Origin of the sequence: Paenibacillus segetis, from assembly GCF_014639155.1 — a bacterium.
Lineage (GTDB): Bacteria > Bacillota > Bacilli > Paenibacillales > Paenibacillaceae > Fontibacillus > Fontibacillus segetis.
In genome coordinates, this window is record NZ_BMFT01000001.1 from 1755795 (window position 1) to 1781908 (window position 26114).

Sequence of the window (26114 nt, forward strand, 5' to 3'; positions counted from 1 at the left end):
GCTATCACTCTAAATGGTGCCAGCGACGAAACGATGAAATTGCCAATTCTTAACGGCGTAAGGCCGATAGATCCACTGTTGGAACAAGTCCTTCCTTAGCTGCGCGGCCTAAGAGAGCTGAAATTGCGTTATAGCCGTCTTCTCCTAGATCAGCTGTATATGAATTTACATATAGATTGATATGCGCCTCAGTAACTTCCGGCGACATTTCTTGAGCATGAGCTGCAATGTATTCAGCTGAAGCCTCAGGATGATCCCAAGCATACTGTACGGATTGTTTGATCCAGCCGGTAATGGCTTCTAAGTCCATGGAGCGGCGAGCAACAATCGCTCCAAGCGGAATCGGAAGGCCCGTATCCGATTCCCACCAGCTTCCTAGGTCAATCAGCAGATTTAATCCGTAGGACGGATAAGTAAATCTAGCCTCATGGATAACCAACCCGGCTTCAACTTCTCCACGTTGCACCGCAGGCATGATCTCGTCGAAGGGTAGGACAACGATTTCACCGACACCACCAGGTACTGCGCTAGCGGCCCATAAGCGGAATAGTAAATAAGCGGTCGAGCGTTCACTTGGTACGGCTACTCGGCGCCCCGACAATAATTCGGGGGTTGGTGGAGTTCCGTGTTGATTTCCCGCCGTAAGAACGAGCGGACCGCAGCCACGTCCAAGCGCTCCACCGCATGGTAATAATGCATATTCATCCAGCACCCATGGAAGTGCGGCATAGGATATTTTGAGTATATCAGGACCGTCTCCTGTGGCAGCAAGTCCATTTGTAATATCGATATCAGCATAGGTTACGTCAAGCTCAGGTGCGCCTTGGATTAGACCATGCGCCCAGGCATGAAATACAAAAGTATCATTAGGACAGGGAGAAAAGGCAATTTTCATCGATGTAACACCTCCGGTAATATAGAAAAGGCAGTTTCTAAAGTTTGCATAGCTTCTTTAATTTTCCACAATTCACGTTGTCTAGGTCCAACGATGTTAGAGATCGCTCGAATTTCCATCACAGGAAGTCCCAAATGATGAGCGGCAAGGGCGACCCCATACCCTTCCATAGCTTCGGCCGCTACGCCTGGGATTCGCTTCGATAACTCAGCACATGTGTTGGCAGTTCCCGTCGCGGTTGATAGCGTGACTATAGGACCGATACTTGTTGGTATGCTAGTAGACTTCAACAACTGAAGTAGCTTAAGGGGTAAATGGGGTTCAACTGGAACACGGGCAGACCCAAAACCAAGCTCGTCCACACTAGCAAAACCCTCGGCAGTCTCTACTCCTAGGTCTGCTGCAATGATTTCATTAGCTATAACCAATGAGCCAACATCCGCTTGCTCTCGGAACCCACCACCAATTCCGGCGCTGATCACAAGATCATACTTCGCAGCAGTTAGGGCTGTCGCTGTTCGCGCTGCCGCTGAGGCTGGGCCAACCCCTGCCAGACGTACATCAAAACCTTTTGCCTCGCCTAGGCCACGTAATACGGCGTCCTGTTCCCCTTGTACTGCTGTCATAATAAGCACATGAGGGTAGGTGGAATCTATTCTAATGTGTTCTTTCATAGACTATTAGTCATCTCCTTAATGAAACCCCACGAACGATAATTTGTATGTAGATTCTAAAATCCAATCCTAACATGCACTTTCAATTATATAGTGAGTGAGCTTGAAAACCAAGTTAGTTGTTATTTTCACATTACATGAAATGCTCACAATTTCGTAGAGGAACAGCTTCTTTAACAGCGAATGTTCAAGTATAAATTGAACTGGAAGCTAGAGTGGATGTTTACGTTGCATGATTTTGGGCTCATAGGAGGGATGGAATTTGATTGATGTTAAGCAGGTTTCGAAGTATTACCCAAATAAGAAAATGGCGGTAGACGGACTTTCTTTCTCGATCGGAGAAGGGGAATTGTTTGGCTTTCTTGGACCTAATGGGGCGGGGAAAACAACGACAATACGAATGATGATCGGATTACTGCAACCAAGCGCGGGCGAAATCACGATTAATAACTTAAATGTGCAACGGAATAAGAAGCAAGTTCAATCCGATATCGGGGTGGTCTTTGAGCTGCCAAATCTATACGTCCGATCCTCCATCCGAGATAATTTGAAACTATTTGCGGCTCTAAATAATGTTTCGAATGCAAGAATCGATGAGGTACTCGACAGCCTGCAACTACTCGAACGTCAACATGATAAGGTAAGCAGCTTGTCCAAAGGGTGGAAGCAACGTGTATTGATTGCAAGAGCCTTGCTACATAAACCAAAAGTATTATTTCTTGACGAACCAACTAGTGGTTTAGATCCTAATACAACAGCATTAATTCGAAGTTTTATTTATAAATTCAAGCAAGAGGGAACGACGATTGTGTTAACTACGCACGATATGCATGAAGCCGATGAACTATGTGATCGAGTCGGGATTATGTGTAATGGTAAATTGGCTGCATTAGATGATCCAGCTAAACTAAAAAGCCTGCATGGTAAAAATGAAATTCATGTGGAGTATACCTATGACGGTAATGTAGTAAAAGAGGTATGGCCATTAGACGATGAAGAGACGCCAAGATCGGTCTATCAGTTGATGACGAGTAATCAATTGATCAGCTTGCATACCAAAGAAGCATCTTTGGGCGATGTGTTTGCTGTATTGACGGGAAGTGAGCTAAGTTGAAACATATGTTCAAGCTAGTGGGACATGAGATGAGAGATATGATTAAGAATCCTGCAAGTCTCATTCTGATCTGCTTACCTATTCTGATGTCGAAGATGATCATGGTTGTGATGGATCAAGCGGAGGATGTCAATTTCATACTCTTATCAACCTGGGTGTTATTTGCTCAGGTGATGGTAGGCATCATGTTGACCGGACCTAATCTCATTGAAGAAAGAGAAAGTAGAACGATGGATGCATTACTTCTGACTCCGCTCAGATTTATCGACATCGTGGCTGCCAAAGGTCTATCGATTCTTGTCTTTTCTCTATTTTCTCAGATTTGCGTTCTCTTATTGAATCAAGGGTTATCTTGGAGTCTCATACCTTCGCTACTGATCTTAATTGTTGGAGGTATTCTGTTTGTTGAGATTGGCTTGATCATTGGCCTTAAAATGAACTCATCGAAAAATGGTACCGCTGTAGCCTCAGTACTCATGGTTACATTGTTTCTGGTTACAAATCTATATCAGGCCATGCCTGAATGGACCTATAAAGTATTTGTACTCATCCCAAGTATTGAAGTGGTAGTTAGCTTGAATAGTGTGTTGGAGGGTGGAGGCCTTTTAGCGCTGGAAGGAGCTCTAATTCTTGCTTGGGTTATCGGTCTATCGTTATGGATTAGAAAAATAGGCAAGCATTTTTAGTCGATTAAAAAAAGTCACTTCTTAATCAACTGTTAAGAAGTGACTTTAAACGTTATGGTTTTATTTCGCTTTGATAATAGTCATATAATTGGTGAATAGATGAGCTTGACAAGATATGACTGGCGCGCTCAATTTGCTCACGTTCCCAATCGAACCAACGCATTTCCTTTAGCTTCTCTATTTCCACGTCTGTAAAGCGTTTCTTTATCTCTTTTGCAGGGTTACCGCCTACTATTCTATATGGTGGAACATCTTTTGTAACAACCGATCCAGCCGCAATGATGGCACCTTCACCGATGGTCACACCGGGCATAATCATTGCATTCATGCCAATCCAGGCATCACTCCCAATGATTGTATCTCCTTTTGGCTGGTAAGAAGTTTCAATCTGGTCCACAAACGGATATACGGTAATCCATTCAGGATGGTGATTATGATTGCCACCCATTAAAATAATTACTCCACTTGCTATACATACGTAATTTCCTATAATCAACTTATCTAAATGCCAACCATAGTCTTCGATGGGGTTAAATAACTTTCTTGATTTTTCATCTCCCCATTGATACCTAACGCACCCATCTTCAAAATCAAGATGATCGTAATAACCTGAATAGTACGAATATTCTCCTACTTCAATCAGTGGGTTGGTGACAATATCCTTTAGATACTTAATTTCGGACCAGTGGTTAAATTGATGTTGTTTCATTCTTTTCCCTCGCTTCTAAGTAATATAATCATTGTTTACTTAGAAGCTTAAAGCAGTAGCAACATTCTTAAACCGTTTCAAACGACGAACCATCGCTCTCATCCTTTTCGTATAAGATGGTGCGATTGTAACAAAGAGATGATTTGTTCGTCAAATCTACCTGGCCGAAAATAAAGCCGCTCCCGATCAGAATCGGGAGCGGCTTGTTATGAAATCAGTACCTTACGCTCGCTTCGTTGCTTGCGCAAAACGGTCTTTAATCTGCTTGTTATTATGTTTCATCGCGGTACGTTGTTCGCGTAAAATTTGAGAAGAATTTTTCTTGGAAGGTGCGAACAGTAAAGCTTCTTTGGGCTGATACCCTTTGGCTTTTGTAACTACGCCGTTCTTGGATACGAATACTCCAGCACTCATGGCTGTATCCCTCCTAAGAATAATTTGATGAACTCGATAATTAGCGGATTTTTACTTAGTATAGCATGATTAGCACATTCTTTGTAGTGGATGAACTTCCTATAATCCCAACTTGGATCCGAAGGAAAATGAAGAGTTAGAACATATTCACCCATGCGGATGCAATAGTAAAACGTCTTTTTAGCCTCTTTGAAGTAAACCTGCTCTTCATTGTTACCCATATGATAGGTTAATACAGCATAAGAACTCTGATTATCTAACATATAAGAGGGCGGACCAGAGGCATCCCCAACTTTGGTGGACATCCGAAGCTCCTTACCGTTACAAAAGTATAATGTTGCTCCGCTACACTCCTCATAATAACCGACTTTCTCCGACATATATTGCCCATAACTCTGTTCAATGATTCCACCAGAAAATCGATTCATAATTAGTGTTAAAAAGGATTCATTATCCTTAAGACCGTTAATTTGTAGCTCAGGAATCAATTCGCCAAGTAATTCAAATACTTCATCAAACTGCTCTAGCCGTGAACTGCTCTGCTCAATCGAAGCTTCAAGTGGGAGTAAAAGAGATCCTCTTCTTAATAAATCGCTGAAAAAAGATCGCCAGTCGATAGGAACGCCCAAACTTAGATCATCGATATATACTTTGCGCATCGTCATGTCATACAAGAAATACCAGACATAGGGATCAACATTTAGTGCAATGTTACTATGGGAGCTTATTGTGTTAATTATATGTAGGGGTGAAGGGAAGAGTGCTTTTTTTACAATATAACGATCAACATATTCTTCAATAATTGGCTTCACAGTACCAAAGAATGTAGCTTTGATCTCCACATCGCCGAATACAAGGATCGTCTTGCCTTGTTCATAAGCTTTAATAAATTCCATGTGTGTGACGGTTCGTTGAGCCACTTTGTCGTATGTACCGGCCTTACTCCCGATGAATAGGAGGTAGATGTCACAAGCACCAACCGCCTCGAGACATTTGGTAACAGGATCTACACCTGCAGGCCAGGGTCCGAGATTTTCTTCCCACATGAGTGGTTCGTGCCCTAGGTTCGTGAGTTCCCGAAATGCGCTCCGGCGCAGAGGTTTTAAACCGTCTTCATTTACGGAACTGATGAATACGTTTGTTCTCGCCACCCAATTACACACTCCCAATATCAATTTGTTTCCATTATAACCCAAATACTTCGATCCTTCATGAATAAAATTAATACTTGCATTTATAATATAGTTCATGTAATATGAAAAACGTAGTTACTAAACAAATGAAAGTTAGTATATTAATGTTTAGTAATGAGGTTTTGTTTTGTAGGTACATTATCATCACATAAATTATAAACAGATAGGAGAATTCATCATGAGTCAATTCTTGAATGCAATTAAAGAAAGACGTAGTATCTATGGGATCAGTAAAGAATCCGTTATTTCGGATCAACGTATCGAGGAGATTGTTGGAGAAGCAGTGCTTCATACACCATCTTCCTTTAATTCACAAAGCGCGCGGGTTGTTGTTTTGCTAGGCGAGCAACATGACAAATTGTGGAATATTACAAAAGAAACATTGAGAAAAATCGTACCTGCAGAAAACTTTGGATCAACTGAAGAAAAACTGGCTTCATTCCAAAACGGACGTGGTACAGTATTGTTCTTCGAAGATCAAGATGTAATTAAAGGATTGCAGGATCAGTTTGGTCTATATGCTGATAACTTCCCGATTTGGTCTTTAGAATCTTCCGGGATGTTACAATTCGTTATTTGGACTGCACTTGCAGCAGAAGGGGTGGGAGCCTCCTTGCAGCACTATAACCCACTGATCGACGAACAAGTCGCTGCTGAGTGGAACATTCCTTCCTCTTGGAAACTGCTTGCTCAAATGCCATTTGGCAAACCTACGGGTGCTGCTGGAGAGAAACAATTCGCTCCGCTCGATAGCCGATTGAAAGTATTCAAATAATAAACCAAGGTATCATTAGGAATTTATAGAGTTGATAAGGAGCGTTTGACAGGAGACTGTTGACGCTCTTTTTCTTATAATTTCGACTCAATTCATGTTAAAATTATAAAACATTTAATTATTTCTTATTTAGTGGGGAGCATACGTATATGTACGAGTATCACGAACAGCATTATGAGGATGTTGATTTCAGCCATAAAGATTTGAAATATGGAGAATTAACAAGATGTACTTTTGTTCGTTGTAGGTTTCGTGGAACATCGATGGAGGAAATTTCTACTTATTCGAGCCAATTTATCGAGTGTGATTTTTATGGGGCACATTTGAACGCTTCTATTCATAATGAATCCGCTTTTGTGAATTGCCAGTTTGGAGAAACTAATTTTTTTGTATCTAAGTTTAATCACTGTAAAATGACAGGTTCGGACTTTTCTTAATCGCAGTTGGATGGGATAACCATAGTTCAAGGAGACTGGTCTTATACCAATTTCAGATTAGCGCAATTAAATAAGCAAGATCTACGAGGAGTTCGGTTTCTTGAAGCAGATTTATCTGGAGCTAACTTGCAAAAATCAGATCTAAGAGAAGCCGATTTAACTCATGCGGTGATGGCTAAGTCTAAATTATCCGGAGCAGATTTGCGCGGAGCAATTGTTGAAGGGATAGACTTTCAAACCATCGATGTAAAAGGAGCAAGGCTGGATATAGCCCAAGCCATTGTATTTGCGCGCGCTTATGGAGCTAAGGTCGAGTAAAATATTTAATTACATTAACTATTTGATGTTATGAATAGGGAAAAGCATTTCCAATTGGAGGTTAAGTATCCATTGTGAATTCAACTAAACAATCGCGGCCATCTTTCGTATTGTTATATACCAGCGTAATCTACGCGTGCTTATTCGGTTTAATTGCGATAGCTGTTGGAAATCTGAAAATTGAACAATTTGATCATGTGATTATTTCATACGTTCAAGGTATGGAATCACCCACTCTAACAACTGTGATGAAGTTTTTCACATGGATCGGTGGAGGGCTTCCAGTCATTGTGATCATCATCCTTACGATGGTTGTTTTGTTTGTGTTTCTTAGGCATCGTAAAGAGCTCATTTTTCTAGTAACCGTAGTAATTGGCTCGGCGCTGATTAATATGGTGCTAAAACATCTATTCAGTCGCTCACGTCCAGATTTTCACCGCCTGATTGAGGTGGGAGGTTACAGCTTTCCTAGCGGTCATTCTATGTCTGCATTTAGCTTTTATGGGGCTCTTGCATATTTGCTATGGAGACATATCCCCGGTTCATTAGGACGTGTGATTCTTATCGTACTTAGCTCCATGTTTATTCTATTCATTGGGTTAAGTCGTATATATTTGGGTGTGCATTATCCGAGTGATGTATTAGGAGCTTATCTCGTGAGTAGTTGCTGGCTGTCATGTTCCATCTGGGGACATCAACGACTGATGGAGCACTCAAACATTCCTCACATATAAAAATAATAAATATCATTAAAGCTAACGAAAGTCTCAAATCCTCGATTTGGGGCTTTTTTTGCTGCTGAATTTTGCATGATTATGAAGATTAATGATATTAAATATACATTCGTGCGATGATTAAAAATTGACGAAATACAACGTTTATAAATTTCTATATTTGTAATATTATAGATATGTGAACAAGCATGCAGAGGAGGATTAAGAATGTTTGGAGGAAGCGCTAGAGTTAGCAAAATGATTGAAAAATCAATGATGGTAACCCTAATTTGTATTGCGATTTTAGCGACCACCGTTTTCCCTTTTCCTCACCAAGTAGCACATGCAGACGGAGCAACAAGATCATTTCCTCAACAGTCAAAATACGCTGAGATCATGAAGCCAAATCACAATACTCAGTACGAACTGAATATGGCAGTGTCAACCTATTATGATTACTGGAAATCCAAGTATCTTAAGAAGGATTTAACTTCATTATCTGGTGGGTATTATGTTCAAAGCAATATTACCGGTGATAATGAGGGCTATACAGCTTTAGGATCCTCGGAGGGACAAGGCCTTGGTATGATCATTACAGTTCTGATGGCGGGCTATGATCCTGATGCCCAGACGATATATAATGGTCTCCTCAAAACAGCAAAGACTTTTAGAAGTTCAGAGAACGAGTACTTAATGGGAAGCATAATAGCAGACGCAATCAGTGCCCAGGGGCACTTCAGCGCAGCAATTAGTGGGGATCTAAATATCGCTTACTCACTCATTCTTGCTCATAATCAATGGGGATCTAAGGGGAATATTAATTATTTAGCAGAAGCAAATAATAGAATTTCGAAAGGAATTAAAGCGAGTACTTCTAAAGTGGACTCCTTGCTTGGGCATTGGAGTGATAACGAATTGTATTACTTTGTAGGAGACCAGGCGTGGATTAATGTGATTAATGATTCTTCGTTTATCTCAACTGGCACAGTGAATGGAAGCGATCAGAATAAGGTGAATACGACTTGGAATGTGATGAAGAACAAACATAAAGATGGGATTAGTGATTCGCATAACTTACTGAATATGCTTTATATTTCGGGAAATGGGTGGGTTCCTTCCGCGGATACGGTTCCATCTATGGTGAATCTTGCTAAGGATAAGCCGGCTATTTCTAGCACTAACATAGGCATTGGTTTTGAGGCTTCTAGGGCTTTTGATAGCAATTATATGACAAGATGGGCAAGTGCTGGAGGGAATGATCCTGAGTGGATCTTTGTTGATCTCGGTTCGGTCCAAAGTATTCATCGTGTGAAGTTGAAATGGGAGGACGCCTACGCAACCCAATATGCTATTCAAGTCTCATCAGACAGTCTTCATTGGACAGATGTGTACTCTACCAGTAATGGAGATGGTGGGGCGGATGAGATTACTTTCCAAGCACAATCGGGTAGGTATGTTAGGTTATATTGTACTGCAAAAGGAGCTTCACAGGGCTATTCCGTTTATGAGTTTGAGGTGTATTAATTCAAAAATGTAGAAATAAACAAATCCGCTTGGCCACCAGCCAGAGCGGATTTGTCTTTGGTGCATCGGGTGGTTATTTGGTAGAGGATTCTGGATTGTAATACGGTGATGGTTTGGCAATCCATTCATCTGCTTGGGGCTCAATATCTACGCCATTCTCCATTTTTTTACGCTCAGCCAGAGAGTCCCCGTCTTTATTTTCTTTATTGCGTAGTTGATCTTCAGATAGATGTTCCATTATAATTCCTCCTCATGATGTTTGCGAAGTTGATTGGTTCCTTATGTATAGTTCCCAATAGGTCAAAATACAAAACATTTTTATTAATAGACATAATAAATATTATGTTAACTAATTGGCAATTGAATTAATTGGGTTACTCCAAATGTGGTATAGTAAGTGATATTAAAGATATGATTTGGAGAGGATAAGCTTATGTTAAACATTAGTGCGTACAGCGTAGAGTTGATTAAGGACCCCTTTGGTATTCTGGAAGGTGAACGATATGAATTCATTCTCGATGTTGAAGTGCCGGAAGATGATGAGTTATTTTCCGATAATGGATTGTATCTAAAAGTTCTTTATGGTGTGTCTGCAAGCCGGACAGGAATGATTAAATATGAAATTTATGAGAGATCAACAGATAAATACTTAGAGTTTGACCTAGAAGAAGATGAAATTAAACAGGTGGAGAGTTTCTGTGTAGAGCATCTGGCGGAGATTTCTCCCAAATCATAGGAGGGGCTGATTATGCCAAAGAATCCGCAAGTCGTTCCCTTTGGTTATGAACCTCCGAAACAGGAGCGCAGAGGAACGCTGATCTTTTACGATGATTTTGAGCATACGACGAATGAGGAATTGGAATCTGCCCTGCAGTATGGTGAAAACCATTTCTTCACGAAATTTGTCCTCTATCCATTACATGAGGAAACCGTGAAAAGGTTAAGCAAGAAAACAGTTAGCGCGTTCTATAAAAGAGAAGACAGGCTTCACGAATGGAAGCGAGAGCAGGGACTGTCTATGGTTGTTGTTGAAGGATGGGACGGAAAAAGGAAGAAATATACACCGATTGAAGCTGCGTTAAGGCATATCATTGAAAAATATCCGGCTCCTCATTTCTTGTATCTGACACCAGAAACGGCCAATCTATTCGCCTCGTTTGCTTCTTTTGAGGAATGGATTGTGAAGATTAGACTGATTTTATCAGCTGAACCTGAGAGGTTACATCCAAAGCTTACGAAATTCCAGCATCGCTGGGGGTTGGATACGAAGTAATTAAGGTCGCATGGGAGAGGTATAATGATTCATCATCTAGAGATTAATGTGTCTAATCTGGGCAAAACAATTTCCTTCTGGGAATGGTTCTTGTTAGAGCTAGGCTATGAGCAGTTTCAGAAATGGGACTCTGGAATCAGCTGGAAGCATGGAGATACATATATTGTATTTGTTCAAGTCGAAGAACGATTTACGGATATTTCCTATCACCGTTGCAGGGTGGGGCTGAACCACTTAGCATTTCATGCTTCATCTAGGGCCCAAGTTGATGCGATTACAGCTAAATTGATAGAGATGGGAGTTTCTATTTTATATAGTGATCGTCATCCTTATGCTGGTGGTCATGAACATTACGCTGTATTCTTTGAGGATCCAGATAGAATTAAAGTAGAAATCGTAGCTCCGTCTGAAGATTAATTAGATTGCTTCTTCTCAACTCATCTATTTGTGTATATTATTGTAAAAAATAACTTACATAAGAGGTGTAAAAATGGCTATAGAATACAAAATTAATTCTCATCTTCATGCTAAGGATGTTTCTAATGTATTTAAAAGTTCTGGAATTAAACGTCCTGTGAATGACCTTGATCGTATTCAAAAAATGATTGATAATGCCGATATTTGCATTTCTGCTTGGGATGGAGAAAAGTTAGTTGGAGTTGCGAGAGCTATTACTGATTTCTCATATTGTTGTTATTTATCAGATCTGGCAGTTAGTCTGGAATATCAGAAGACAGGTATAGGAACTGAGCTTGTTGCACGATTGCGGAAGCACCTAGGAGAAGAAGTTTCTTTATTGTTACTATCAGCACCAACAGCTATGGATTATTATCCATGTATTGGATTTGAAAAAGCAGAGAACGCATTTCTAATACGACGTATAAAATAACGAACATGTATAAATCTGAGGTTGAAAGTTTTACTGAAAGGCACTTGGTAAATACCAAGTGCCTTTTTGTGTTAGTTAGAAAGAGGCAATATTTCAAATCGTTTTAACGCGGAAACAGTAAGTGGCTGATATTTAGTCGAGATTAATTAACATTATGAACTATTCTGAAAAAGAAAGTCGGTTTTTGTAGAACTAGTTAAAAAAAGAGGGATATTTAGGATATATCTAGAATATTCTTGAAAATGACTCAGGGATAAAGGGGAAATGCATATGAAGTTGAAAAGGGGTACAAGCTTATTGCTTAGCTTGGTTCTAGCATTAGGGTTGACTGCTAACATCAATCAGATAGCGGTGGCAGATTCAAACGGTCAAGCGGAATCAACTACTTCCATAAGGTATGTGATTGATCGAGATACTTACCTGCTGAGTGACGGTTCAGTATGGTCTTATGATGTAACGAATGGACCAACGCATGAGCAGTTTAATCTAACTGGAATTACGTCGGTGTACAACAGTTCATCTTATTATGGATGGACAGAGGATGGACAAGTTGTGGGATGGTCAAGGGCTGTAGGTCAGCTTGAGAAACTACCACAATATAAAGGGGTTGCTGTAGTTGTAGGTGATGTTCTATTCCTTAAGAAAGACGGAACGGTCTATCAGGGTGATAAACGGATAGAGAACATGACCGGAATTCAAAGTTTGCATGCGTACAAGAATAGTTTTGCAGCACTTTCTACTTCTGGAGAGGTATGGTATAACGCAGGATATCAAGGGAAATCACGAAAGGTTGGAACTGTACAGGGAGCTGACTCTTTAAAGATAAATTCCTCGTTTGCGGCAGTTCTACAGAACACGGGTAAGGTTATATTGTTGGATATGCAAACGGATGATCAACCCAGGGAAATTACGCAAAATGTCGCGTCTATGATATGGGACGGTGATACGCAAAGCCTCCTAATAGTTAAAAAGGATGGCACAGTATGGAGATATGATCGAGGAACGGATCGCGCTAGGACTTATAAAGCTAGTCAATTAAGCGGATTGAGTGATGTTGTGCAAATCGTATATTCCCCTACGGAGTTGTTCGTGCAGCAGAGCAATGGCTCATGGTTTGGATATAACCAGGGTACGCTTACTCCATTAACGATTCCAAGCATGACCAGTATTTCTTTGCAAGTCTCTCAATCAGATGCGGCTATAGGGGATCTAGTCAAATTAAACGTTGAAGAGTCTTATTCAAACGGGTATAAACTTACACGTCTACCGATGGCTGGTGAAGTCTTGGTTGATCAGCCTCAGGTTGCAGAGCTTCAAGGGACCGATACTTTAAAGGTTAAGGGAATCGGGAATGCGAAGATATCACTTCGAGTGGGAAGTTTTACTGCGGATGCCCAATTGAACGTGACCTCACAAGAGCATTTGACTGGAGCACTTCTGATTGATGGTAAGATGTATTTACCTATACAATCTGTATTCAAGATTTTGGGAGGAACGGTTAACGTTGCTAGCAACGGAATGTTTACGATCCAATTAGGAGAGAAGACTATCGTATTACAGAAGGACAGTGCTTCTGTGGTAATCAATGGTGAGTCGAAGTCCCTTCAAGGTAAAACTCAGCTAGTTAAAGGCGCTACTGTCATTCCTGCGACGCTACTTATCAACGAATTAGGTGTTGCAGTTACATGGAATACAGAACTTAAGCAGGCTGAATTGATGGTCGATGGATCAAAGGTGGTTATCGAATCGGCGGAGACTGCAAAAATTATCAAAGCAGCTGATCTCGGTAATTTGAGTCGGCTTATCGGCAAGTCATACTGGGTAAATTATGGCGGAGAGGTAGAACGCTTTAGTAAAGTCACGATTAGTGACATTTTAGTGGAGAAGGATAAAGTCGGTGTTAAGTCATATAGTGTTGTATTCCGAACTCCTAAAGGCAAGACATATACAGAGAATTATGGAGTTGGAGCTTTTAGAGTGACTGATCAGCTAACAAATCCAAATTGGTTCTTCACCTATGATCCCTATAAGAAATATAAATGGTCACAATCGGTTTGGAATAATATCAAAGCGGGAAAAGTTGATTACGGCATGACCCCAACTCAAGTTGAGCTTTCATGGGGAAATCCGAGAGCAAGATCTAAAGAAGGAAATGTGGAAGTATGGATCTATGGAGATAGCAAAAAAATTTATGATGTCATCACGTTTAAAAATGGAAAAGTAGTCGGTTATACGTAAAATATTTATTGAGTATAAGGCTCTTCTAAAAATAGAATAGGCTGTACATAAGGCGTTTGGTAGAAATATCATGCGCCTTTTTTTTTGCAAGTGAAGTAGGGGGCTATATTTCGCCAGATCCTTCTAAAAAGAGGAATTAACGATAGAGTTTGACCCGTTTCCTCTTTGTTTTGGGCAAATAGCTGTGATTGACAAAGCACTATATATTGCTATAGATTAATTAATGCACTACTACATATTGATGTGATTTTTATTATGAGATATAATCAAGAGCAGCGATAGAGGGAGAACGGAACATGCTAATTGCCTATGATTCAAAGACCGGAAACGTAAAGAGATTTATTAACAAATTGAATTTACCTGCACTACAAATAGATGATCACATGACGGTGGAGGAACCGTTTGTGCTCATTACTTATACGACTGGATTCGGTCAAGTACCTGATCGTGTAATGTCCTTTTTGGAACGAAATTACCAACATATGCTTGGTGTAGCTGCTAGTGGTAATCGCAACTGGGGTAACAAATTTGCTAGAAGTGCTGATATAATATCTGAACGCTATCATGTGCCCGTGATTAGTAAATTTGAGATGGCGGGAACAAAGCGTGATGCGCAATATTTTGAGAGTGAGGTGAGCCGAGTTGCGTCATATTGAACTGAACAATCTGCTGATGCAGCGTGACTCGTCTGGTTTTTTCCAATTGGAAAAGGATCAGGAGGCCGTTGAGGCGTTTATGGAAGAAGTAGGACGCAAGAGCATGACTTTTGCTGATATTCCTACGCAAATTCGTTATATGATTGACCATGATTACTATGAAAACTTATATGAGCGCTATTCAGAGACTGAGGTTGAGGAAATTTTTGCTCTTACTCGGAGTTATCATTTTCAATTCCAGTCCTACATGGCTGCTTCGAAGTTCTATACAGACTATGCACTGAAAAGTAATGATCGTTCTTTCTATCTGGAGCATTATTCCGATCGAGTGGCAGTAGTAGCGCTACATTTAGGAAGAGGACATATCGATATTGCTCGCACGCTTGCGGCTTCGATGATGGATCAACGACTTCAACCAGCGACGCCAACGTTCCTGAATGCTGGTAAAAGCCGTAGAGGTGAGATGGTATCTTGCTTCTTGCTAGAAATGGATGATTCACTTAATTCGATCAACTATATCATTGGGACCTGCTTACAGTTGTCCAAGATCGGTGGAGGTGTGGCGGTCAATCTCTCCAAACTACGTGGTCGTGGCGAGAGTATTAAAGGCGTTGAAGACGCAGCTAAAGGGATAATGCCGGTACTCAAACTCATGGAGGATGCCTTCTCCTATGCAGATCAGATGGGGCAACGTAAAGGTTCAGGAGCTGGATATTACAACATCTTTGGATGGGATTTGCTTGAATTTTTAGATAGTAAGAAAATCAATGCCGATGAGAAGACGCGACTGAAGACGTTATCCATCGGGCTAATTGTACCGGATCGGTTCTATAAACTGGCAGAGAACAACGAACCACTGCATGTATTTGCGCCTTATAGTGTGTATCGTGCATATGGCACTCATCTGGATGATATGGATCTTGATGAAATGTATGATGTTCTACTCGCTGACCCACGTGTTCGTAAAAAGGTTGTCATGAGTGCTCGTGACATGTTGACGAAGATCGCTACGGTTCAATTAGAGTCAGGTTACCCTTATATTATGAACAAGAGTAATGCAAATAAGGGACATGCGCTTAAAAATATCGGGCCAATCAAAATGTCGAATCTTTGCACGGAAATATTCCAACTCCAAGAAACTTCGGACATTAACGATTACGGTCAAGACAACATCATCCGTCGTGATATCTGCTGCAATCTAGCTTCCTTAAACATTGTAAATGTAATGGAGCATAAGAAAATTAAGGAATCCGTACATGAGGGAATGATCGCACTTACGGCAGTAAGCGATATGACGAATATCGCTAACGCACCTGGTGTGGCGAAAGCCAACCGTGAGATGCATTCCGTAGGGCTTGGAGCTATGAACTTACATGGCTACTTAGCGAAGAATAAAATTGCATTTGAGAGTGAAGAGGCTAAAGATTTTGCCCGTACCTTCTTCATGATGATGAACTATCATTCACTTGAGAAGAGTATGGAAATTGCCAAAGAGACTGGGGCTGTGTTTGCAGGTTTCGAGCAATCCGATTATGGTGATGGTTCGTATTTTAATCGTTATGAAGAACAGGATTACCGCCCGGTGACATCCAAAGTGCAGGAATTGTTCGAGGGGATCGACATCCCAGGGCCAGCACAATGGACGGAACTTAAGAAGCATGTAGGGAAGCATGGTTTGTATCACGCTTATCGCCTTGCGATTGCACCGACTCAAAGTATTTCCTATGTACAGAATGCGACATCCAGCGTGATGCCGATTGTAGAACAAATTGAGACGCGTACCTATGCGAATTCAACGACGTTTTACCCTATGCCTTATATGAATCGGGATAATTTCTTTTATTATAAATCTGCTTATCAAATGAATCAGTTCAAGGTGCTCGATTTGATCGCTGAGATTCAACAACATATTGATCAGGGTGTATCTACGGTTCTTCACGTAAATAGTGATGTGACTACCCGTGAACTGGCTCGTTATTATATCTACGCTGCACGTAAAGGGCTGAAGTCCTTGTACTACACGCGTACCAACCGCCTGACAGTTGAAGAGTGCGTTAGTTGCTCAGTGTAATGAACAAGAAGTGATGGTTTATTGGAACAGCTAGGCAAGTGAGGGGAGAATACTTATTATGAGCGCAATCCAAGCCGTGAACTGGAATCGGCCTGATGATGATTTTACCAATATGTTCTGGTATCAGAACATTCAGCAATTTTGGACAGATGATGAAATCCCGTTATCTGATGATAAAATGTCCTGGATCACGTTAAGTGATACTGAACGAGACTGCTACATGAAAGTGCTAGGTGGACTAACATTACTCGACACGGTTCAAGGCGGTGTGGGTATGCCCAAAATACTAGAGCATGTCGATGGTTTGCAGCGTAAGGCGGTACTCGGCTTCATGGCGATGATGGAGCAAATTCACGCCAAATCGTACAGTAGTATTTTTACCACGCTTGCATCTACGGAAGAGATTGATCAAGTATTTCGCTGGGTAGAAGACAATCCGATTCTGCAGCGTAAAGCGCAGACCGTATCTAAGTACTACAAAGGAATTCATTCTCCTAAAGATCTCTATATGGCCATGGCAGCATCTGTCTTGCTAGAGAGCTACTTATTCTATAGTGGTTTCTTCTATCCATTGTACCTGGCTGGTCAAGGGAAGATGACCTGTAGTGGTGAGATTATCGATTTGATCCTTCGAGATGAGAGTATCCACGGTGTATATGTTGGTCTGTTAGCTCAAGAGATTTATAACGAGCTAAATCCTGAGGAGCAGCGTGATTTGTATGCAAAGCTGGAAAATTTGGTCCACGATTTGCACGCAAATGAGGAGCGATACACGGAAGAAATTTATTCGTCGATTGGTTTAGTGGATGAAGTTAAAGCGTTTGTACGCTACAATGCGAATAAAGCGATGATGAATTTGGGATTTGATCCTCTGTTTGAAGAAGAAGAAGTTAACCCTATCGTATTCAATGGGATTAACACACGTACGAAACAACATGATTTTTTCTCTAAAAAGGGTAATGGTTACGTGCGTGCCATGCACGTAGAGTCCTTGACAGATGAAGATTTCAAATTTGATTTTTAGGCATATATTTCAGTCATAATTACTTCTATAACAAAGCAGGAGAACTTAACAGTCCTTCTGCTTTTGGTATACTCACATATACATATGAATCATTGCTCGAAATACCAATAAATGAAGACGGAGGAATGTATGGGACGACCCAAATCACCGAATCCAAAATTATGCATATATGAAGGCTGTGGTATGAAGCATTATGCAGGAGATTATTGCAAGAAGCATTACGGCATTCACTGGAGACTCAAGAGAAAGAATAATGAATTGGGACAATTAGCAGATCCAGTTACACATAAAATATGATTGGGGGATGCTCGTGTTGAAGAAGAAATTGTTGATAGTGGATGATCAGTATGCCATACGTAAACTACTGGAAGAGATGTTTTGTTCGGAGGATTATGAGACCTTTGAAGCTTCGAACGGCGAGCAGGCCCTTCAGATGCTGGATCTTGTTTCTCCCGATTTAATATTTCTCGACATGAAGATGCCAGGTCTAAATGGTGCTGAAGTGATGGAATTGATCAATGAAAGAGGGTCAAAAGCATTTGTTGTGGTCATTACGGCATATAAAGAATTAGAGTCTGTTCAACGTGCAAATTATATAGAACCCACGCTGGAATTCGCTAAACCTTTTGATATTTATGAAGTTCAAAATGCCGTTCGTAATATACTGCAAATGGATACTGGTATGCAATCATCACTAAGTTAGTTAGTAGAATATAAATTGTATTGCTTTGTTAAAACTCCTCCAAAGTATAGTAGTTTCAAAGTATAATAGGGTCAGTGTTGCAGCAATTATTGAAAATAATGGGATACGAACCTAGGAGGAATCCACGATGAAATTATGTTTTGAAGGGGATTTAACGTCATTACTGCCAGGTATTCAAGTCTTGTCACAGGAGCTTAACTATACTCTTGCAGAAGACGGTATTACCGTCCGTGTTGAGACATCTGCAGGCGAACTGGAAGTTGGGCTTGAGCATGAGCAAGGAAAAGCATACATAAGATATGGACAAAAACATCAGTTCTTTCGGGGACTTGGATTACTTGTGCAACATGGTGTTAATGGAACTTCCTTCAACATTCGTGAGAAGCAACAGTTCGATACGATTGGCCCGATGTTCGACCTGTCACGGAATGCAATACTGACTTTGGACAGTTTTAAGTTCATGCTACGAAAAATGGCATTGATGGGCCTTAACACTGTAATGCTGTATATGGAAGATACATATGAGATTAGCGGAGAGCCGTATTTCGGATACATGCGGGGTCGGTATACGCAAGCTGAGCTGCGAGCCATTGATGATTATGCCGATCAATTTGGAATTGAGGCCTTTCCAAGTATTCAGACACTCGCTCATTTAGAGGAATTCCTGAAGTGGGAACCGGTTGGACAATACAAGGATACCAAAGGGGCGCTTCTTGTCGGTGACGACAGGGTCGATCAATTAGTTGAGAAGATGATCAATAGCGCCAGTGCTCCGTTTCGCAGTCGTAAAATTCATATTGGTATGGATGAAGCAGAGGAACTTGGTCGTGGGAAGTATCTGGACCTGAACGGGTATCAGAGCCGATTCGATATCATGACGGGGCATCTGGACAAGGTATTAGAGATTACTCGGCGTCTCGGCTTGAATGCCATGATGTGGAGCGATATGTTCATGAAGTTTGCTTCCGCTGATGGCCGGGAGCAGTATAACACCGATGAGCAAATCCCTACGGAAATGGCGGCACGTATTCCGAAGGATGTCGATATGGTGTATTGGGATTACAACCATATTGATGCGGAGGACTATGAGAAGTTGATCGCGAAGCATCGTCCTCTAGGATGTAATCTCGTGTTTGCTGGGGCTGTTTGGATCTTCAATACATTTGGCGTTAACTATGGTCTGTCACTTAACGCTACAGATACAGCACTTAAAGTATGCAAAAAGGAAGGAATCCGGGAAGTCTACGCTACAATGTGGGGTGACGACGGTAATGAGAGTAACCCGCTTGCGGCATTACTTGGCTTGCAACTTTACGCCGAGCATGCTTATACGGAGGGGACACCGGACTGGGAGCAAGTGGCGGAGCGCGTCAAGTTCTGTACCGGAACTTCAGCTGAAGCCTTCTTGAAATTCAAGGATCTGGATGAAACCCCAGGCCAGGAGCCTAACAACAGTAAGCAAAGCAATCCGTCGAAATTTCTTCTATATCAAGATGTGCTGCTTGGTATGTTTGATAAGCAGATCGATGGGCTTGCGTTAAATGCCCACTATGGTGAACTGGAACAGGTGATCAAGGGCATACGTGTTCCTGATGCAGAACTGGATTACTTGTTTGAGGTGCCTGAGAAATTATGTGGTGTACTGAAGCTGAAGAGTGAAGTCGGTATCGAGCTGAAGCAGGCTTATGATGCTGGTGATAAGGGAACTCTGAAAAGAATAGCAACAGATGTGCTACCTGAGATAGCAGAAGCGGTGCAAGCGTTGCGTGCTGCTCACCGTAAGCAATGGCTAGGGATGTTCAAGCCATTTGGTTGGGAAGTGATCGATATTCGCTATGGGGGAGTAGTAAATCGGCTGGATACGGCTTCGATGCGTCTTCTTGATTATGTGGATGGTCGACTTGCTAGTATTGAAGAGTTGGAGCAAGAACGTCTTCTCTATAGCTCATCCAATCGGTACAATAATCGAGGAATCGGTTGGTGCAGCTATTATTATCGGATGGCCACTCCGAATGTCTTCTTTCACGTGTTGAATCCTTTTTAAGTTATGCAATTCCGCCATGAATCGCTCCGATGCTAAATATAAAGTATATTTGCATCAGGATGTCCTGATCGTCAACGAGAACTTTATTGCAGACATGTTGCAACTGTTCCATTCTTCCCCCTCCCTCGGAATGTTTGGTGTTGTTGGCGCGCAGCAACTTCCGCAATCAGGTGTATGGTGGGAAGCGGTGCATAGGTTCGGTAAGGTGATGGAGAGCCATACTGGTGTATTGAGTGAATTATCATTTCAGGAACCATCTGGGATCTATGAAAGGGTGGAAGCTCTGGATGGTTTACTCATGGTTACACAATATGATTTACCTTGGCGGGAGGATATATTTAAAGGCTGGCACTTCTATGACGCGTCTCAGTGTTATGAATTTATTAGTAATGGATATGAAGTTGGCGTACCCAAGCAAATACAGCCATGGTGCGTCCACGATTGCGGGCTTGTTAATACATCTAATGGGTTTGCCGAGAACCAACAAATCTTTCGAGCGGAGTATGGCTTGGGGCGAGTTCTATACGGCAACACGTTTCACCAGTTAGGTAGGCATTGTCAGATTGATCCCACTTGCGATTTTTTCGCTACGGAAGGGGTCGCTATCGAGGACAGGGTCAAACTGCAGAAGGACTGTTGGGTAATGCTGCCTTATAACAACTATCATGGGGAGCCACGGATTCGTATCGGAACCGGCTCGGATATCGGTAGACGATGCAATCTGTCCGCTGTAAGTCATATTTCCATTGGGCGTGAAGTAATCATTGCTCCGAATGTTCATATTAAGGATCATAATCATGCTTACCAGAATGTAAATATACCGATAATGAAGCAAGGAATTAGTTCGTGGACTGATCGTGTGAGTATCGGGACGGATGCTGGATCGGGATTAATGCAGTGATCGTGGGAGATGTAACCATCGGTAAAGGTTGTGTAATCGCGGCAAAAACGGTTCTGAAGTCGGGTACGAATTACTTGCAATACTCGATATTGGCTTCAAACCCAAACTTTTGCATTTATCATCAGAGGTTATTTGGTGGCGCTGGGAATTCTCGCTAATCAATTAGAGCAGCTTAAGCCGGATACCTTTGAGCCCATATTTATCGAAGCTTATCAAGATGAACCTTATTTTCTTGGTGCTTATGAGCAATTCCTTGTCATTAAGCATCACAACATGCACAATAAAAAGTAAGATGTAAGAAGAAAAAGAACCTCTCAATGATACATTGGAGGTTCTTTCACTGTTCTTTAAATTCTACAATGGACTTGATCACTTGCATAATCAATTTGATCTTCTCTGGGGAGCAGTCCTCTAACATGAGGATAATCTCATTTCTTAGATAATCTTGAGTAGGAATGTTTGCGCCACTTAGTATGTACTCAGGTGATTCATCAAGAACAACACACAATTGTGACAGTCTGTCCAAGTTAATGGGAGTTTTTCCTCGTTCAATTTTACTTATGTACGCATTCGAAACATCCAGTTTCTCGGCTAATACTTCTTGTGTAATCCCTTGTTTGTCTCTAGCATGTTTAATTCTCTTACCTATTAGTGAATAATCAAAAGCCATCTGTATCACCTCATTAAACTGTAGCTAAATTGTAGCAACCAATACTAAGGGATTACATGCACCAAAGGTTAAGTTGAACTTCCTAGTTAACCATGATAAACTAATGATTATTATTACTATGTTGTATCATTTTACCTATTTTGTATGTATGATTACATTATGGGATAAGTCGGAATCTTGATGTTATTCTTACCAACACTTACTATTCTAATACTCTATATTTAAGAGGAAGGAGGGTTTAGTCTGAAATATAGGACTAGCATTTCACTGAGTATTAAGAAGTATTTAGATGACAATCATTTGACTATAGAACAGTTCTCCGAAGTAAGTGGTATCGGAAGAAGGACATTAAAGCGAATAATACTTGGGAATAAACGAATTTCAATAGGACAACTAGACTGTATTACGAGTAGCATGAGATTACCTAAGGGTTCTTTGTATGATCTGTATGGAGAAGATCTCCTGGTTAACCCTGATTGGAAATGGATTCAGCCCTTTTTGGTGCGATGTGAGAAATTAGAAATGTACGAATACTTGAAGAAGATTGCCATTCTTATTATGGAGAACAATAAATTTATTCCGAAGGTTTTTGAGACTGCCGAATCTTTTTATGAACTAGAAAAGTTAGGTTCCGCAGCAATATTGTATGAAGGAATTATAGAAGTTGAAAGAGATATTCGTTCTGAGAGACTAGCCATTTGTCACTATCGGCTGTTCCAAATTGTCCTTGAGCATAACTTTGGAAGTTCTTATGTAGCTCATCGCTTTATTCCCTTTCGTGCTAGGCTTCCTAAGACGTACTCTTTGAATGGTTTACTCCTGATTGCAGAGAATTTTGCGGCTCTGGAGAGATGGGAGGATGTCGAGAAATATGCAGAGGAGTTGCGAGAATTAGCTCAAGACATGTATGCGGACAACCGAAGGAGCTATAAGAAATCGAAATATAGGTTACAACATCCATTGGTTTTTTATTATGGACGAGCTCTCTTATTAAAATCACTTTCATTCGAATATCGTGAGATGTACGAGGAAGCTAAAAAGTGGATAATGGGATATGTTGACTTGAGTTGGTTTAAGGGATTGGATGAGCAGGGACGTATAGAAGTACAGCGATTCAGCATGTATGCACGTGCCAATTTATTATGTATTGAGGTTAAAATGGGGAATCAAACCGTGATACCTCAGTATGCTGCCTTCCTGCAAGAGAATCCAGATGAGATTCTAGAAGGATTAATCACCTTATTAATCTCAGCCAACCAACACCAGTATTCTATTGATGAAACGTTACAACTATTTGCAATCGAATCTATGGATATAACAAAGATGGAAAGCACAGATAGCTATTATAGAGAGTTTTTCCATCGACATAGGTACTGTCAATTTTGCTATCATTACGCTGCTTATAGTTTTTATAGAGACCATTTTTCCGAAGGAATCAAATATACATTACTAAGTCTTGAAGTCGCTATACAGATGAAAAATAATCGTATGATGGTTCTTTGTATGACTTTATTTGAGAAATATCGTGAACATGCTACTTTTGACCAATCGATCGTATACGATCTGTTATGTAAGGGGGTACATAATAATATGCAAGAACAACAACCGGGCTCTCTTTGGTCATTTTGGAACTCAATTATGGCAGCGTTGTGATCTGCACCGGTATGTTGAAAAGCCTGTAATAGTTAACTATTACAGGCTTTTTTATGTGGACTCAAACCAAGTGATCACTACATAACCAACCAAATACCGACAAAATCAGTTATACTATACGGAGAACTAAATACATAAACAACATTTGACCCGACTTATGATAAGCGTTATCTATGGCCGGGTCTTCATATTTGAACTGATGGAGGAAATTTATGAGAAAAATTAGAATCCAATATATCGTTCTATTTTTAATCTTCATTCTGTTTGGGTCGGTAGCCTTCTTCTTCTATACAGAAATTAATGGATATCCATGGAAGCATGCAGAAGTGAAAAGAGAAGCCGTAACCTATATGAAGGAAAAATATAATATGGACGTGAAAGTGGTTGGAAGTTCTTTTAATTTTAAGTTTGATTATTATACGGCCCAGGTTTACAACACAAAAGATAGTAATAAAACTGTAATTAGGATTGAGAAGCAACGGTTCTATGACGAGAATAATCAAGCTGGAGGAGAACAGCTAGAAGATAATTATAGAGAAGTCTATTGGGAAAAAGAAATCAATGATGAATTACATCAAAAGTACTCTACGTTTTATAAACTGAATGATATCGAAACATCGACGATTGATATTCCCTCTTTCACGTCTCCACTCCGAAATGGTGTAAGTTCTCTTCAAGATCGTAATGGTGTTTTTATTCCTTCAGCACCAGAGTATAACTACATATTAGATGTTGATCTGAAAACTAACGATTTCACGGAAGAATTGTTACAAGAACTTATTTTTGTGATTCGGGATTTAGTGAACACGGAGTTTAGGGTTGATATCGTTGTATCAGGGAAATATGAAGTAAGTGATACGGAGGGTGAGCGGAGAAGAACGAAGTATTTAGACTTACCCTATGAGAAGTTAAAAGAGATAGAAAATGTCGAAGACCTGAAGAAAGAAATCTCTGAATATTAACAGTCTATAAGGGTCCTGGGACGGAGGGATTAAGAATGAGAAAATATCTGCGAGGAGAAATTGCGAGTTTGGCCAACGTGAATATGGCTACATTGAGGTATTACGAGAATCATGGCCTTATCCCAGCTCCTCCACGATCGGAATCAGGGTACCGACTTTACTCGGAAGATGTGTTGACAAGGATGGAATTTATTAAAAATGCTAAACTCTGCGGTTTTACGCTAAAGGAAATTAAAAAAGCATTAATTAACTCGGCAGATGGAAGTATTAGCATTACTGATTTTATTGACTTTATCAATAGAAAGATGGATAGGATCGACGAAGAAATTGCTGCTAAAGAGCAAACAAAGCATATGTTGTTGGAATTGAAAAATAACCTAGAATCAACCATGAAGGCTCCTGAGGTGCAAGAAGTACTCGATATTCTTCATATGGATTCATAACTTGACCCTGCTCTATACTGCAGGGTTTATTATTGCGTTATGAAATCTTGCAGTTGGAATAGGGAGGAATGAACATGAACATGGAGAAAACTCCAAAAGAGCAGTTAGAAGCTATTAAGGGCTACTTAAAACAAGTAAACGTTGTCGAAGGTAAATCCGTGGAGCACATTAGACAGCAGATGGAGGAGGCGGTGACACAGCTTCCTAAACTACCTAATATCGTGATTGAGCCCGTGCAAATGGGGGATTTGAGCGGAGAGTGGGTTAGCACAAACGAGGATCATACTGAATACGACGATGAAGTCGGCTTTGAATCTAATCAACAAGTCATCCTATATTTCCACGGTGGGGGGTTCACTTCAGGTAGTTGTAACTATTACCGTGATCTAGCTGCAAGAATATCGAAATCCAGCGGGATAAAAGTTTTGGTATTAGAGTATCGTCTTGCACCTGAGCATCCATATCCTGCCGCCAATGAAGATTGTCTGTTCGCCTACCGTTGGTTGCAGGCTAACGGGCATTCTGCTGATCATATCGTGCTTGGAGGAGATTCTGTGGGAGCAAGTCTGGTGCTAATGACGCTTCTATCTTTACGAGATCATGGTGAAGCTCTACCAGCAGGGGCGTTCCTCATCTCACCGCACAGTGATCTTGTGAATTTAGATGGCGAATCCTATGAGAGTCGTGCAGAGCTTGATCCTACGGGCAGCTTGAACGGTAATCAAGCGATATTAACTCATTATTTAGGTTCATACTCAGGACCCATTCCAGAGTTGTTGTCTCCTCTGAGGATGGACCTAGGTGGCCTACCTGAGCTGTTAATTCAAGTAGGTGACCATGAAGTGCTGTTAAGTGATGCTACACGGTTAGCCGAGCGTGCTACAGCTGCAGGTGTCCAAGTCTCGCTGGAGGTATGGGAAAATATGTGGAGTGTATTTCATTTTCTAGCATATATGTTACCCGAAGCAGAGCAGGCGATATCGAATATTGGTCAGTTTGTAGGAGCAAGGCTTAAAATCGAGATTTGAATATAAAATTCCAGCTAATCCAATCAAATTAAGAAAATCTTTATATTTACCCCACTTCTTTTTAAACAGTTTCTCCTATCTTAGATGAATGAAGGATAGGAGGAAGC

Annotated in this window: 30 protein-coding genes and 1 pseudogene; 24 read left to right on the plus strand and 7 right to left on the minus strand. The window is 40.9% G+C overall.

From position 1 onward, the window contains the following. Positions 1-49: 49 nt before the first annotated feature. Positions 50-895 (minus strand): 1,4-dihydroxy-6-naphtoate synthase, encoded by an 846-nt coding sequence (locus tag IEW05_RS08040; RefSeq protein ID WP_188537499.1) that lies wholly within the window; start codon positions 893-895, stop codon positions 50-52. Beyond that, positions 892-1569 carry a futalosine hydrolase gene (locus IEW05_RS08045; RefSeq protein ID WP_188537501.1) on the minus strand — a complete coding sequence of 226 codons (678 nt, stop codon included), beginning with the start codon at positions 1567-1569 and terminating at the stop codon, positions 892-894. Before IEW05_RS08045 ends, IEW05_RS08040 begins: the two co-directional genes overlap by 4 nt. 262 nt (positions 1570-1831) lie before the next feature. On the opposite strand from IEW05_RS08045, the gene IEW05_RS08050 reads away from it, so the two are divergent. Both IEW05_RS08050 and IEW05_RS08055 read left to right on the plus strand, forming a co-directional pair. Next, on the plus strand, positions 1832-2683 hold the full coding sequence (locus IEW05_RS08050; protein WP_188537503.1) for an ABC transporter ATP-binding protein: 852 nt from the start codon (positions 1832-1834) through the stop codon (positions 2681-2683). 5 nt (positions 2684-2688) lie between these two features. Then, complete coding sequence (locus IEW05_RS08055) at positions 2689-3369, plus strand: ABC transporter permease (RefSeq protein WP_229753423.1); 681 nt, start codon at positions 2689-2691, stop codon at positions 3367-3369. A gap of 52 nt (positions 3370-3421) precedes the next feature. Here the strand turns inward: IEW05_RS08055 and IEW05_RS08060 are convergent, their stop codons facing one another. From IEW05_RS08060 to IEW05_RS08070, 3 genes are all read right to left on the minus strand, one after another. Further along, on the minus strand, positions 3422-4078 hold the full coding sequence (locus tag IEW05_RS08060) for a CatB-related O-acetyltransferase (RefSeq protein ID WP_188537506.1): 657 nt from the start codon (positions 4076-4078) through the stop codon (positions 3422-3424). A gap of 222 nt (positions 4079-4300) precedes the next feature. After that, complete coding sequence (locus IEW05_RS08065; RefSeq protein WP_188537508.1) at positions 4301-4492, minus strand: hypothetical protein; 192 nt, start codon at positions 4490-4492, stop codon at positions 4301-4303. Continuing rightward, positions 4489-5643: a DUF4062 domain-containing protein gene (locus tag IEW05_RS08070; protein WP_188537510.1), complete on the minus strand. Its 1155-nt coding sequence runs from the start codon at positions 5641-5643 to the stop codon at positions 4489-4491. The genes IEW05_RS08065 and IEW05_RS08070 overlap by 4 nt, the downstream gene beginning before the upstream one ends. Before the next feature lie 220 nt (positions 5644-5863). Between IEW05_RS08070 and IEW05_RS08075 the strand changes: the two genes are divergently transcribed. From IEW05_RS08075 to IEW05_RS08090, 4 genes and pseudogenes are all read left to right on the plus strand, one after another. Beyond that, positions 5864-6460, plus strand: coding sequence for a nitroreductase family protein (locus tag IEW05_RS08075; protein WP_188537512.1), 597 nt, complete (start codon positions 5864-5866; stop codon positions 6458-6460). A 149-nt stretch (positions 6461-6609) separates the two neighbouring features. Beyond that, positions 6610-7215 (plus strand): annotated as a pseudogene (locus IEW05_RS08080) (pentapeptide repeat-containing protein). A gap of 74 nt (positions 7216-7289) precedes the next feature. Beyond that, positions 7290-7949 (plus strand): phosphatase PAP2 family protein, encoded by a 660-nt coding sequence (locus IEW05_RS08085; protein WP_229753299.1) that lies wholly within the window; start codon positions 7290-7292, stop codon positions 7947-7949. Positions 7950-8156: 207 nt separating this feature from the next. After that, entirely contained in the window at positions 8157-9452 is a 1296-nt protein-coding gene (locus IEW05_RS08090; RefSeq protein ID WP_188537514.1) for a glycosyl hydrolase family 8, read from the plus strand. A 73-nt stretch (positions 9453-9525) separates the two neighbouring features. On the opposite strand, the gene IEW05_RS08095 is transcribed toward IEW05_RS08090, so the two are convergent. Then, entirely contained in the window at positions 9526-9690 is a 165-nt protein-coding gene (locus IEW05_RS08095; RefSeq protein WP_188537516.1) for a hypothetical protein, read from the minus strand. A gap of 195 nt (positions 9691-9885) precedes the next feature. Here IEW05_RS08095 and IEW05_RS08100 point away from each other — a divergent pair, with 195 nt between their 5' ends. The 14 genes from IEW05_RS08100 to IEW05_RS08165 all read left to right on the plus strand — a co-directional run bounded on the left by IEW05_RS08100 (position 9886) and on the right by IEW05_RS08165 (position 21542). Beyond that, the gene (locus tag IEW05_RS08100) at positions 9886-10188 is read left to right on the plus strand and encodes a DUF6509 family protein (protein WP_188537518.1); all 303 of its coding nucleotides are present in this window, start codon (positions 9886-9888) and stop codon (positions 10186-10188) included. Positions 10189-10200: 12 nt separating this feature from the next. Then, positions 10201-10725, plus strand: a complete 525-nt coding sequence (locus IEW05_RS08105; protein WP_188537520.1) for a hypothetical protein — start codon at positions 10201-10203, stop codon at positions 10723-10725. 24 nt (positions 10726-10749) lie between these two features. After that, a complete protein-coding gene (locus IEW05_RS08110; protein ID WP_188537522.1) occupies positions 10750-11142 on the plus strand; it encodes a VOC family protein in 393 nt (130 codons plus the stop codon). Positions 11143-11215: 73 nt separating this feature from the next. Beyond that, positions 11216-11614 (plus strand): GNAT family N-acetyltransferase, encoded by a 399-nt coding sequence (locus tag IEW05_RS08115; protein ID WP_188537524.1) that lies wholly within the window; start codon positions 11216-11218, stop codon positions 11612-11614. 270 nt (positions 11615-11884) lie between these two features. Then, complete coding sequence (locus IEW05_RS08120; protein WP_188537527.1) at positions 11885-13852, plus strand: stalk domain-containing protein; 1968 nt, start codon at positions 11885-11887, stop codon at positions 13850-13852. 296 nt (positions 13853-14148) lie between these two features. Beyond that, the gene (gene nrdI, locus IEW05_RS08125; protein ID WP_188537529.1) at positions 14149-14508 is read left to right on the plus strand and encodes a class Ib ribonucleoside-diphosphate reductase assembly flavoprotein NrdI; all 360 of its coding nucleotides are present in this window, start codon (positions 14149-14151) and stop codon (positions 14506-14508) included. After that, entirely contained in the window at positions 14495-16579 is a 2085-nt protein-coding gene (gene nrdE / locus IEW05_RS08130; RefSeq protein ID WP_188537531.1) for a class 1b ribonucleoside-diphosphate reductase subunit alpha, read from the plus strand. The genes nrdI and nrdE overlap by 14 nt, the downstream gene beginning before the upstream one ends. 58 nt (positions 16580-16637) lie before the next feature. Beyond that, the gene (gene nrdF / locus IEW05_RS08135; RefSeq protein WP_188537533.1) at positions 16638-17603 is read left to right on the plus strand and encodes a class 1b ribonucleoside-diphosphate reductase subunit beta; all 966 of its coding nucleotides are present in this window, start codon (positions 16638-16640) and stop codon (positions 17601-17603) included. Between the two features lie 129 nt (positions 17604-17732). Beyond that, positions 17733-17900 (plus strand): hypothetical protein, encoded by a 168-nt coding sequence (locus IEW05_RS08140; RefSeq protein ID WP_188537536.1) that lies wholly within the window; start codon positions 17733-17735, stop codon positions 17898-17900. Between the two features lie 16 nt (positions 17901-17916). Beyond that, entirely contained in the window at positions 17917-18306 is a 390-nt protein-coding gene (locus tag IEW05_RS08145) for a response regulator (RefSeq protein WP_188537538.1), read from the plus strand. A 127-nt stretch (positions 18307-18433) separates the two neighbouring features. Then, complete coding sequence (locus tag IEW05_RS08150; RefSeq protein ID WP_188537540.1) at positions 18434-20350, plus strand: beta-N-acetylhexosaminidase; 1917 nt, start codon at positions 18434-18436, stop codon at positions 20348-20350. Positions 20351-20414: 64 nt separating this feature from the next. Further along, on the plus strand, positions 20415-21251 hold the full coding sequence (locus IEW05_RS08155) for a glycosyltransferase (protein ID WP_505818317.1): 837 nt from the start codon (positions 20415-20417) through the stop codon (positions 21249-21251). 2 nt (positions 21252-21253) lie between these two features. Next, complete coding sequence (locus IEW05_RS26055; RefSeq protein ID WP_194434103.1) at positions 21254-21409, plus strand: hypothetical protein; 156 nt, start codon at positions 21254-21256, stop codon at positions 21407-21409. Then, entirely contained in the window at positions 21387-21542 is a 156-nt protein-coding gene (locus IEW05_RS08165) for a hypothetical protein (RefSeq protein ID WP_188537546.1), read from the plus strand. The genes IEW05_RS26055 and IEW05_RS08165 overlap by 23 nt, the downstream gene beginning before the upstream one ends. Before the next feature lie 46 nt (positions 21543-21588). Here the strand turns inward: IEW05_RS08165 and IEW05_RS08170 are convergent, their stop codons facing one another. After that, complete coding sequence (locus IEW05_RS08170; RefSeq protein WP_188537548.1) at positions 21589-21921, minus strand: helix-turn-helix domain-containing protein; 333 nt, start codon at positions 21919-21921, stop codon at positions 21589-21591. 414 nt (positions 21922-22335) lie between these two features. On the opposite strand from IEW05_RS08170, the gene IEW05_RS08175 reads away from it, so the two are divergent. From IEW05_RS08175 to IEW05_RS08190, 4 genes are all read left to right on the plus strand, one after another. Then, the gene (locus tag IEW05_RS08175) at positions 22336-23574 is read left to right on the plus strand and encodes a hypothetical protein (protein WP_194434104.1); all 1239 of its coding nucleotides are present in this window, start codon (positions 22336-22338) and stop codon (positions 23572-23574) included. Positions 23575-23786: 212 nt separating this feature from the next. Next, positions 23787-24536: a YfjL-like protein gene (locus IEW05_RS08180; protein ID WP_188537553.1), complete on the plus strand. Its 750-nt coding sequence runs from the start codon at positions 23787-23789 to the stop codon at positions 24534-24536. Positions 24537-24571: 35 nt separating this feature from the next. Further along, positions 24572-24979, plus strand: a complete 408-nt coding sequence (locus IEW05_RS08185) for a MerR family transcriptional regulator (RefSeq protein WP_188537555.1) — start codon at positions 24572-24574, stop codon at positions 24977-24979. Between the two features lie 74 nt (positions 24980-25053). Next, positions 25054-26007 carry an alpha/beta hydrolase gene (locus tag IEW05_RS08190; RefSeq protein WP_188537557.1) on the plus strand — a complete coding sequence of 318 codons (954 nt, stop codon included), beginning with the start codon at positions 25054-25056 and terminating at the stop codon, positions 26005-26007. Positions 26008-26114 lie beyond the last annotated feature (107 nt).